8 protein-coding genes are annotated in these 10,137 nt (G+C 67.8%); 4 read left to right on the plus strand and 4 right to left on the minus strand.

Annotated features, from left to right (window positions below; translation table 11 throughout):
* Positions 1-263: 263 nt before the first annotated feature.
* Both V3B64_RS00915 and V3B64_RS00920 read right to left on the minus strand, forming a co-directional pair.
* The gene (locus tag V3B64_RS00915) at positions 264-1,643 is read right to left on the minus strand and encodes a sensor histidine kinase (protein WP_329913376.1); all 1,380 of its coding nucleotides are present in this window, start codon (positions 1,641-1,643) and stop codon (positions 264-266) included.
* A complete protein-coding gene (locus V3B64_RS00920) occupies positions 1,636-2,310 on the minus strand; it encodes a response regulator (RefSeq protein WP_006370279.1) in 675 nt (224 codons plus the stop codon). The genes V3B64_RS00915 and V3B64_RS00920 overlap by 8 nt, the downstream gene beginning before the upstream one ends.
* A gap of 62 nt (positions 2,311-2,372) precedes the next feature.
* On the opposite strand from V3B64_RS00920, the gene V3B64_RS00925 reads away from it, so the two are divergent.
* Genes V3B64_RS00925 through V3B64_RS00935 form a run of 3 tightly spaced genes read left to right on the plus strand, consistent with a single transcriptional unit; the run spans position 2,373 to position 7,863 of the window.
* Entirely contained in the window at positions 2,373-3,620 is a 1,248-nt protein-coding gene (locus V3B64_RS00925) for a TolC family protein (RefSeq protein ID WP_329913377.1), read from the plus strand.
* The gene (locus tag V3B64_RS00930; RefSeq protein WP_121503418.1) at positions 3,617-4,789 is read left to right on the plus strand and encodes an efflux RND transporter periplasmic adaptor subunit; all 1,173 of its coding nucleotides are present in this window, start codon (positions 3,617-3,619) and stop codon (positions 4,787-4,789) included. Before V3B64_RS00925 ends, V3B64_RS00930 begins: the two co-directional genes overlap by 4 nt.
* Entirely contained in the window at positions 4,786-7,863 is a 3,078-nt protein-coding gene (locus V3B64_RS00935; protein WP_329913378.1) for a CusA/CzcA family heavy metal efflux RND transporter, read from the plus strand. Before V3B64_RS00930 ends, V3B64_RS00935 begins: the two co-directional genes overlap by 4 nt.
* A gap of 68 nt (positions 7,864-7,931) precedes the next feature.
* Here V3B64_RS00935 and V3B64_RS00940 read toward each other — a convergent pair whose 3' ends face one another.
* Together V3B64_RS00940 and V3B64_RS00945 are read right to left on the minus strand one after the other, a co-directional pair.
* On the minus strand, positions 7,932-8,246 hold the full coding sequence (locus tag V3B64_RS00940) for a hypothetical protein (RefSeq protein WP_032129447.1): 315 nt from the start codon (positions 8,244-8,246) through the stop codon (positions 7,932-7,934).
* Positions 8,247-8,325: 79 nt separating this feature from the next.
* The gene (locus V3B64_RS00945) at positions 8,326-9,069 is read right to left on the minus strand and encodes an SDR family oxidoreductase (RefSeq protein ID WP_329913379.1); all 744 of its coding nucleotides are present in this window, start codon (positions 9,067-9,069) and stop codon (positions 8,326-8,328) included.
* 106 nt (positions 9,070-9,175) lie between these two features.
* Here V3B64_RS00945 and V3B64_RS00950 point away from each other — a divergent pair, with 106 nt between their 5' ends.
* On the plus strand, positions 9,176-10,069 hold the full coding sequence (locus tag V3B64_RS00950; RefSeq protein WP_329913380.1) for a LysR family transcriptional regulator: 894 nt from the start codon (positions 9,176-9,178) through the stop codon (positions 10,067-10,069).
* Positions 10,070-10,137 lie beyond the last annotated feature (68 nt).

Consider the following 10,137-nt stretch of genomic DNA (forward strand, 5'->3'; position numbering starts at 1 on the left):
ACAGCGCCCACCAAGGTGGGCGTCTACCGGGATCCGCCGGAGGGGTGCCTTTGGTAAGTGCCAACCTTGGTTGGCACGAGGAGCATCAACGGCGCCAACCAAGGTTGGCATCTACCGGGGCCCGCCGGCTGAGGCGCCTTTGGTAGGTGCCAACCTTGGTTGGCATGCGGAACATCAACAGCGCCCACCAAGGTGGGCGTCTACCGGGATCCGCCGGCCGAGGTGCCCTTGGTAGGTGCCAACCTTGGTTGGCACGCAGGACGTCAGCGGGATCGAAACCGCATCCCCACCCGCGCGCCACCGATCGGGGCAGTATCGATCACCAGCGCCGCATCATGCCGCTGCGCGATCTCGGCCACGATCGCCAGTCCCAGTCCGCAGCCTTCGCCTTCTGTGCTGGCCCGGTAGAAGCGTTCCGTGACGCGCGTGCGCTCGGCTTCGGCAATGCCGGAGCCGTCATCGTCCACCCACACCTGCACGCCCTCGGCATCCTGCTGTAGTCCCAGGGTGATCACGCCTGGCACGGCACCGTAGCGCAGCGCGTTGTCCAGCAGGTTGCCCAACGCCTCGCGCAGCAGCTGCGGGTCGCCCTGTACCTGCACGCCGTCGTCGGGCCCGTCGTAACCCAGGTCCACGCCCGCCGCCAACGCACGGTCGGCGTAGCGCTCCACCACGCTACGCGCCAACGCGGCCAGGTCCACTGGCTGCAGCGGCAGTGCGCTGCCATGTGGATCTTCGGAGCGGCTGAGCATCAGCAGCTGGTTGACCAGATGCTGCAAGCGGGCCAACCCGGCCAGCGTGCCGGACAACGCCAGCTGCTGGCCCTGCGGATCATGCTGGCGCAATGAGCTCTCCAGCTCCACCTGCATGGCCGCCAACGGGGTGCGCAGTTGATGTGCGGCGTTGCTGACGAAGCGCCGCTGCGCATCCTGCATCGCGTCCAGGCGCTGCAGCAGGGCGTTGTACGCCTCAACCGCCGGCCACAGTTCGCGCGGTGCCTCCTGCGCCGGATCCAGCGGTGCCAATGGATCCGGCCGCGGGCTGGCCAGCTTCCGCGCGACCAGGTTGGCGTGGCCTGCGGCGGCGCCGGTGCCGGACCAGGCCAGCCACGCCGCCAGTGCCAGGATCGCGGCCTGGAACGGAACGCTGGTCAGCAGCAGCTTGCGTTCCAGCCGGTGGCGCTTGCGCAGCGTCTCGGCCACGCGCAGCCGGATGCCATGGCCCGGTCCGGCGCTGACCACCACTTCGACCATGCGCACCGGTTGACCACGCAGGCGCGCATCGTAGTAGACCGCATCGTCATTCGCGGCGGCGCTCGCCGGACGCGGCAATGCCTCGGGCAGGTCGCCATACAGGCGCCCGCCATCCGCATCGACCACCTCGCCATGCACTTCGTCGGCGGTGTCCCAGGTGAACATGCGTGATACCGCCGGGGTGATCTCGATGGATGCGCGGCCGTCCTGCACCGTCACCAGCTCGGACAACGACATCGCCGAATCCAGCAGCCAGCGGTCGTAGACCTGGCCGGCATAGAAGCGCGCCAACGCGAATGAACCCACCGCACTGCACAGCAGCAGCACCAGCAGCGGCAGCCACAGGCGCCGCAGCAGCAGGCCACGCAGGCTGTGCACGCGCTCAGTCACCCACGGCCTCCAGCCGGTAGCCGAGGCCACGCAACATGCGGATGCCGACGCCGGCGCGGGCCTGCTCCAGCTTGCGGCGCAGGCGGCTGACGTGCACCTCGATCACCGACAGGTTGGCCTCGTGGTCCCAGCTGTAAAGCGCATCGAACAGGCGCTGCTTGGTCACGGTGCGGCCGGGGTGCTGCATCAACGCTTCGACCAGCGACAGCTCGCGCGCGGTCAGCTCGATACGCTGGCCGTCCACCTGCACTTCGTTGCGGATGCTGTCGAAGCACAGCCGGCCCAATCGCTTCTGAGCCGGTGCGTCACTGCGGCGGCGCGACAACGCACGCAGGCGCGCTTCCAGCTCGCCCAGCGCGAATGGTTTTGCCAGATAGTCATCGCCGCCACGGTCGAGGCCAAGGATGCGATCCTCCACGCCATCGCGCGCAGTGAGAATCAGCACCGGCAATGTGGCGCCATCGTTGCGCAGGCGCGAGAGCAGGTCGAGGCCATCCACGTCCGGCAAGGAAAGGTCCAGCACCATCACGTCATAGGGTGCACTGGCCAGCGCCGCAGGTGCGTGCAGTCCGCGCGAGAGGTGGTCGCACAGATGGCCGGCACCTTGCAGGGCGCGGATCAGTCCATCGGCCAGGGCGGCATCGTCTTCGATCAGCAGGATTCGCATTGCAAGCTTCGTGCAAGGTTGGGGCAAGTTTGGCGCAAGTGCATCACCTTACCTTGACGCACATGAATTTCTCCTCTCGTCTTGCGGCCGTGCTGGCCACTCTTCTGTGCGCGCCTGTGGCTTCGGCGCTGTCCCTGCAGGACGCGCAGCGCGCAATGGACGCACACAACCCTGACCTGCGTGCGGCGGCACTGGAGCTGCGCGGTGTGCAGGGCGATGCGCAGACGGCGGCATTGCGCCCGGCCACCGAGCTGTCGCTCGGTACCAGCAAGATCAGCCCCAAGCATGGCATCGGCCCGGGGCGCTGGCAGGACAAGCGCGTGGACAGCACCGTGGGCCTGGGCTGGACCTGGGAACGTGGTGGCAAGCGTGCGTTGCGCATCCGCCAGGCCGACGCGCTGCTGGAAGTCGCAGGGCTGGAGATGCTCGATACCCGTCGCCGACAACAGGTGGCACTGCATGAAGCCTATTTCGGCCTGAAGGGCGCGCAGGAGCGGGCCCAGATTGCCGACGCCAACCGGCAGAGTTCGGTCGAGCAGATGGCGGCTGCCGACAAGCTGGTCGCGACAGGGGCGATGGCGCCGGTGGATCGCGCGCGCCTGGCGGTGGACGACCTGGCTGTGGCGGATGCGGCGCGCGAGGCAGCATTGGATCTGCGTGACGCGCGGCATGCGCTGGGCCTGCTGCTTGGACGCGACGACAGCCAGGACCTCAGCGCCGATGATCCGTGGCCGGCTGCCAGCAGCGTGCCCAGCGTGCGTGTCTCCGACGCGCAGCAGCGCGTGGATCTTCGCGCTGCACGCTCGCGCCTGGCGGCCGCCGATGCCGGCGTGGCCCTGGCGCGCAGCGAGCGCCATCGCGATATCCAGCTGGGCGTGGAGGCCGAACGAGAGCCGACCGACATCAGCGGTGTCACCTGGGGTGTGTCATTGACCATTCCGCTGGGTGGGCCGTCGCGGGCGCGCGGCGCGATCCAGCGTGCCGAGGCCGACCGTGACAGCGCCGCGCTGGAGCTGCAGGTGCTGCAGCGCGAAGCACGCGCCGAGCTGGACCAGCTGCAGGCCAGCGCGCAGTCCGCCGCACAGCGCCGCAGCGACTATGAGGGACTGCAGTCCGACGCCGCACGCAAGGCGGTGCAGGGCATCGAACTGGCGTACCGGCGCGGTGCCGCCAATCTGACCGATCTGCTGGATGCGCGCCGCAGCTGGCGCGACTTCGAGGCCGCACTGATCGAGGCGCGCACCGACCATGCCATTGCACTGGCGCGCTGGGAAGCCGCCACATCCGTTGCCGAAGGAGAATCCCGATGAAGTCCACCGTTGCCTATCGCCCGCAGGCGCGATACGCCGTGCTGCCCGTCTTGCTGGCGCTGATCCTGCTGGGCGGCTGTGGTCGTGAGCCAGCTTCCTATCTTGAGGACGCACCTCGGGTCAGTGCCGGCCAGATTCAGTTTTCTTCCGACAGCCGCCAGCTGGACGTGCTGCGCAGCGAGACAGTGAGTGCCGGCGCCAGCGCCAGCCTGCAGCTGCCGGGCCGGGTGGTCTGGGATGAGACGCGCTCCAGCGCACTTCACACGCCGCTGTCGGGGCAGGTAGCGCGCATCGAGGCACAGCCGGGGCAGAAGGTGAAAGCCGGCCAGGTCATCGCCTGGATCACCTCGCCCGAGTTCGGCCAGGCTCAGGCTGAAGGTGCCCGTGGTCGCGCCGAGCTGCAGCAGGCACGCAAGGAACTGGACCGTACCCGCGAACTGCATGCGGCGGGAGTGGCGTCGGGTCGTGAACTGGACGAGGCCGAGGCAAACTTCGCTGGCAGTCAGGCTGATCATGCACGCGCGGCCGCCTTCGCCAAGGCCTATGGCAACGGCCAGCGCGTCGACCAGCGCCTGCCGCTGCGCGCGCCCATCGATGGCGTGCTGGTGGAGCGGCGGATGAGCCCGGGCATGTCGGTCAGCCCCGACAGCGATCAGCCGTTGGCAGTGATCGGCGATCCGGACCGCCTGTGGCTGTTGCTGGACATCCCCGAAAGCCTCGCCGGACGCTTGAAGGCGGGCATGCAGGTGAGCGTGCCCGGCGCCGATGGGCAACCACTGCAGGCGACCCTCCAGCACGTGGATGACTTCGTCGATAGCGAACGCCGCGTGGTGCAGGCGCGCGCCGAGCTGGACAATCGCGCACGCGGCTTCAAGGCGGGACAGTACGTGCGCGCCCAGGTGGCATTGCCGGCCGAGGGCGGTGTCTCGCTGCCCGATGCGGCGGTCCTGCTGATCGACGGCAAGCAGGTGGTGTTCGTGGAAGAGGGCAAGGGCCGCTTCGTGCGTCGCGCCGTGCACGCCGAGGAGCTGGGTGACGGCCGGCTGTGGGTACGTGAGGGCCTCGCCGCCGGCAGCCGGGTGGTGGTCGAAGGCGGCCTGCTGCTGCAGCAGCTGGTCGACAGCGCGCCGGCAGCCGTCAGCACCGGTAGCGGGCACGCTGCGCCATGATCGATCGCCTGATTGCCTACTGCCTGCGCCAGCCGTTGATGGTGATGCTGGCACTGCTGCTGTTCATCGGCGCTGGCATTGCCGCGTTCCGCGTACTGCCGGTGGAAGCCTTCCCGGATGTGTCCGACACCCAGGTAACGGTGGTGTCGCTGCACCCGGGCCGCGCCGCCGAAGAGGTGGAGCGCGAAGTGACGATGCCACTGGAAGTGGCGCTGTCCGGCATCCCGCATTCGGTGCGGGTGTTCTCGCATACGCAGTTCGGCCTGTCGATGATCATCCTGACCTTCGACGACAAGGCTGACGACTACTTCGCACGCCAGCAGGTGCTGGAGCGCCTGCAGGGCGTGGAGCTGCCGGAAGGCGTGACGCCGGAACTGGAGGCGATGAGCTCGGCGGTGGGCGAGATCTACCGGTACGTGCTGAAAGGCCCGCACCTGACACCGACCCAACTGCGCACCGTGCAGGAATGGACGATGGAACGCAGCCTGCGCACCGTGCCCGGCGTGGCTGATGTGATCAGTTTCGGCGGCTTCGCGCGCACCTTCCAGGTCAAGCCGGACCTGGACAAGCTGCGTGACCGTGGCATCAGCCTGGGTGAGTTCGCCGAGGCGCTGGAAAAGGGCAGCTCGAATGCGGGCGGCGGCTATGTGGAACGCGGGCAGCAGCAGTTCCTGATCCGCGGTGTAGGCCTGATGCGTTCGCCGGGTGACATCGGCAACGTGGTGGTGGCGCAGCGCGGCGGTACGCCGATCCTGGTGCGCGACCTGGCCAGCATCGCCGATACCGGCCTGCCACGGCAGGGTCTGGTCGGCCAGGACGACAATGACGATGCTGTGTTCGGCATGGTGCTGATGCGCAAGGGCGAGAATCCGTCCGACGTGCTGGACGCCCTGCATGCGCGTATCGCCGAGATCGAAGCTAACCAGCTGCCGGCCGGGGTCAGCATCGAGCCGTTCTACGACCGCTCGTGGCTGGTGTCGACCACGCTGAAGACCGTCTTCCGCAACCTGCTGGAAGGTGCGGTGCTGGTGTTCCTGGTGCTGTGGCTGTTCCTGTACAACGCCCGCGCCGCACTGATCGTGGCGGCAATGATGCCGCTGGCGCTGCTCTCGACCTTCCTTGGCCTGCACCTGTGGGGCGTGCCGGCCAACCTGCTGTCCTTGGGTGCGATGGACTTCGGCATCATCATCGATGGCGCAGTGATCGTCACCGAGCACATCGTCTCGCGATTGTCGAAGCTGCCACCTACGGCCGACCGGAAGACGCGCTTCTCGACCATTCTTTCGGCCGCATCGGAAGTGGGTCGCCCGACCTTTTTCTCGATGCTGATCATCATCGCCGCGCACATTCCGATCTTCACCCTGCAGCGCCAGGAAGGCCGCATGTTCGCGCCGATGGCGTACTCGGTGACCTCGGCCCTGATCGGTGCGTTGATCCTGGCGCTGACCGTAGTACCGCTGTTCTGCTACTGGTGGCTGCGGCGCGACCGCATGCGCGACGGCAACCCGCTGATGGACCGCCTGACCGACTGGTACCGGCCGATCCTGGAGCGCGCACTGGCCCGGCCACGTGCGGTGGTGCTGACCGCAGTGGCGTTGCTGGTGGGTACGTTGGCACTGGGCACTCGCCTGGGCTCGGAGTTCCTGCCCGAGCTGGACGAAGGATCGATCTGGCTGACCGCCACACTCGACCCCAGCACCAGCCTGGCCGAAGCGCAGCAGCAGTCGCGGCGCATCCGTGAGCTGGTCGGCACCTTCCCGCAGGTGTCGACGGTGGTGGCCAAGCTGGGGCGCCCGGAAGACGGCTCCGATGCCAAGGGCGCCAACCAGATCGAGGCGCTGGTGGCGTTGAAGCCGGAGAAGGAATGGCCGAAGGGCGTGGACAAGCGGCAGCTGGTGAGCGACCTGCAGCGCACGCTGGAGCAACGCATTCCGGGGCCGGAGTTCTCGATCTCGCAGCCCGTGCGCGACAACATCCTGGAGAGCATTTCGCAGATCAAAGGCCAGGTGGTGATCAAGGTCAGTGGCTCGGATCTGGACGTACTGAACCGGCAGGCGCAGGCGATCCTGGGCCAGGTGCGTGGGGTGGAGGGCGTGGAGAGTGCCTTCATCGACCGCGATGGCTCCCTGCCGCAGCTGCAGATCGATATCGATCGCGACCGCGCAGCACGCTATGGCCTGAACGTGCGCGACATCGACGAAGTGATCGAGACCGCGCTGGGCGGGCGCCAGGTCGGCGAGCTGTGGGAGGGCGATCGCAGGTTCCCGATCACGCTGCGCCTGGACGATGCCGACCGCGACCTGCAACGGCTGCGTACGGTGCCAGTGGGTATCGGCGATGGCCACACGGTGACGCTGTCCGACGTGGCCGACTTCCGCATGGCCAGCGGCGCGATCAACATCTCGCGCGAGAACGCGCAGCGGGTGAAGGCGGTCAGCATCTTCATCGCCGGCCGTGACATGGGCAGCGTGGTGGCCGACATGCGCAAGCGCGTGGATGCCAGCGTGCAGCTGCCGGAAGGCTACCGGCTGGAATGGTCCGGCGAGTTCGAGAACCAGCAGCGCGCGATGAAACGGCTGGGCTGGGTCATCCCGCTGTCGGTGCTGCTCATCTTCGTGCTGCTGTTCGATGCCTTCAAGGACATCAGCAGCGCGGCGCTGATCCTGGCCAACGTACCGCTGGCGATGATCGGCGGCATCCTGGCGTTGTGGTTGACCGGCATTCCACTGTCAGTGTCGGCGGCGATCGGCTTCATTGCGTTGTTCGGACAAGCGGTGCTGAACGGGGTAGTGATGCTCAGTCGCTTCGCTCAGCTGCGCGAGCAGGGCATGGACCTGCTGCAGTCGGTGGTGCAGGGCTCGCTGCAGCGCCTGCGCACGGTGCTGATGACCGCACTGCTGGCGATGTTCGGCCTGCTGCCGATGGCGACCTCGCACGCGATCGGCGCCGAGACCCAGAAGCCGCTGGCGGTGGTGGTGATCGGTGGCCTGCTGTCGGCAATGCTGCTGACCCTGCTGGTACTGCCGACGCTCTACTACTGGGTGCACCGACGCCGCGAGGCGCGGACGGGCTGACGATAATGTAGAGCCGAGCCCATGCTCGGCTGCTTCTGGCTTCTGCGCGAAGCGCAGCCGAGCCAGCCTTACTGCGCCACGCCCTGCCAGGCGATCATCATCGGTACGATCAACAGGCCCAGGCAGCTGACGCACAGCACCGTCGTGGTGATGTGGAAGAGCCAGAAACGGCCTGGCGTTTCAGCACGCCATACCTTCTTGGCGATGTTGACGCCCCAGATCGTAAAGCCATCGGCGATGCCACCCAGGAAGAAGCAAAGGGTGGCCAGTGCCCACAGCACCCAGATCAGCGCCATCGCCAGATTGCGTACGTCGCCACGCAGCGAGGACCACAGCACCAGCGTCGCCAGCGCCAACAGGCCTCCCAGCAGAAACGTGATCATCCAGAGTCGATACCAGATGCCCGGCTTTTCCATGCGCGTGCCCCCTCCGTTTGGCCGAGCATAGCCAGTCCGGTGGTCCTTACACCATCCCGCCATTGGCGCGCAGCACCTGCCCGTTGATCCACCCGCCATCAGCACCGGCCAGGAAGGCCACCGCACCGGCGATGTCCTCCGGCATACCCAGCCGTTCCAGGGGGTTCATCTTCGCCAACCGCTCGATCAGCTCGGGTGACTTGCCCTCCAGGAACAGGTCGGTGGCGGTCGGGCCGGGCGCCACTGTGTTCACGGTGATGTTGCGCCCACGCAGCTCCTTGCTGAGGATCGCTGCCATCGTTTCCACCGCCGCCTTGCTGGCCGCGTACACGCTGTAGTTCTCCAGTCTGATGCCGACCACGCTGGTGGACAGGCTGATCAGGCGGCCGCCGTCTCGCACCCGTCGTGCACTTTCGCGCAGCACGTTGAACGCGCCCTTGAGGTTGATGCCGATCACCCGCTCGAACAACGCGTCATCGCTGTCGGCCAGCGGTGCCAACTGCAGCACGCCGGCACTGTTGACCACCACGTCGATACCGCCGAAGCGCGCCTCGATGGCGTCGAACAGCTGGCGCACCGCCTGCGGGTCGGCGACATCGGCCTGCAACGCGATGGCCTGTGCGCCGGTGGCGTTGAGTTCGGCGGCCAGTGCCTCGGCATCATCGCGGCGGCCGGCATAGTTGATCACCACGTCATGGCCATCGGCGGCGAGCCGCCGGGAAATGGCCGAGCCGATGCCACGGGAACCGCCGGTGACCAGGGCGACGCGGCGGGCGGAGGAGGTGGGCATGGTCGGTTCCAGCAGGACACGCCGGAGTGGCGCAGCGCCATCTTCGCCATCTTACCCGGTCGGATAATCATGCATAATCCGCCAACATCATCCGGGTAGCCGAACAATGGACCGATTCACGGCCATGCGCACCTTCGTCCGTATCGTCGAGCGCCGCAGCTTCACCCGTGCCTCCGAGGACCTGGGCCTGCCGCGGGCCACGGTAACCGACGCGATCAAGGCACTGGAGCATCGGCTGGGCGTGCGCCTGTTGCACCGGACCACCCGGCTGGTGGTGCCCACCCTGGAGGGCGAGGCCTTCTATGGCCGTTGCCTGCGCCTGATCGCCGACATGGACGACGCCGAAGCCGCGTTCCGTGACGTGCCGCCGCGCGGCCCGCTGCGGATTGAAGTGCATGGCACGCTGGGCCGGCACCTGCTGTTTCCGCATCTGCCGGACTTCCTGCAGCATTACCCCGAGATCGAACTGGAGGTCAGCGAAGGCGACCGCTATGTCGACCTGCTGCGCGAAGGCGTGGATGCGGCGTTGCGGGTGGGGACGCTGGCCGACAGCGATCTGGCGGCGCGCCGGTTGACCATGCTGCGGGAAGTTACGGTGGCCGCATCGGGTTATGTGCAGGCGCACGGCGTGCCCGAGACCATCGAATCGCTGGAGCAAGGCCACCAGATGGTCGGCTACCGCTCCAGTGCCACCGGCCAGCTGATTCCGCTTGAGTTCCAGCAGGGTGGGCAGGTGCGCTATGTGCCGCTGCCCGCGCGGGTGAGGGTTTCCGGCGCGGACGCATTCCTTGGTGCCGCCTTGGCGGGTCTCGGCATCATCCAGGCACCGAGCTACCGGATGGACCCCTACATCGCGCGCGGGCAGCTGGTCGAGCTGTTGCCGGACGCGCCGCCGACACCGAGCCCGTTGAGCCTGGTCTACCCGCGCAACCGCACGCCATCGCCGCGGCTGCGGGTGTTCATCGACTGGGTAGCCGGGGTGTTCGACCAGATGAGGTAGTGGCGGGGGGGGGGGGGGGGGGGGCGCCCCCGCGGGGGGGGGGGGGGGGGGGGGGGGCGGGGGGGGCC

The organism is Stenotrophomonas sp. SMYL86, assembly GCF_036320025.1.
In the GTDB taxonomy this organism is placed as follows: domain Bacteria; phylum Pseudomonadota; class Gammaproteobacteria; order Xanthomonadales; family Xanthomonadaceae; genus Stenotrophomonas; species Stenotrophomonas maltophilia_A.

What these genes read in the sequence shown, in the direction of transcription:
- V3B64_RS00920 (WP_006370279.1), bottom strand. Translation starts at nt 2,310, where the DNA reads ATGCGAATCCTGCTGATCGAAGACGATGCCGCCCTGGCCGATGGACTG.
- V3B64_RS00925 (WP_329913377.1), top strand. Translation starts at nt 2,373, where the DNA reads ATGAATTTCTCCTCTCGTCTTGCGGCCGTGCTGGCCACTCTTCTGTGC.
- V3B64_RS00930 (WP_121503418.1), top strand. Translation starts at nt 3,617, where the DNA reads ATGAAGTCCACCGTTGCCTATCGCCCGCAGGCGCGATACGCCGTGCTG.
- V3B64_RS00935 (WP_329913378.1), top strand. Translation starts at nt 4,786, where the DNA reads ATGATCGATCGCCTGATTGCCTACTGCCTGCGCCAGCCGTTGATGGTG.
- V3B64_RS00940 (WP_032129447.1), bottom strand. Translation starts at nt 8,246, where the DNA reads ATGATCACGTTTCTGCTGGGAGGCCTGTTGGCGCTGGCGACGCTGGTG.
- V3B64_RS00945 (WP_329913379.1), bottom strand. Translation starts at nt 9,069, where the DNA reads ATGCCCACCTCCTCCGCCCGCCGCGTCGCCCTGGTCACCGGCGGTTCC.
- V3B64_RS00950 (WP_329913380.1), top strand. Translation starts at nt 9,176, where the DNA reads ATGGACCGATTCACGGCCATGCGCACCTTCGTCCGTATCGTCGAGCGC.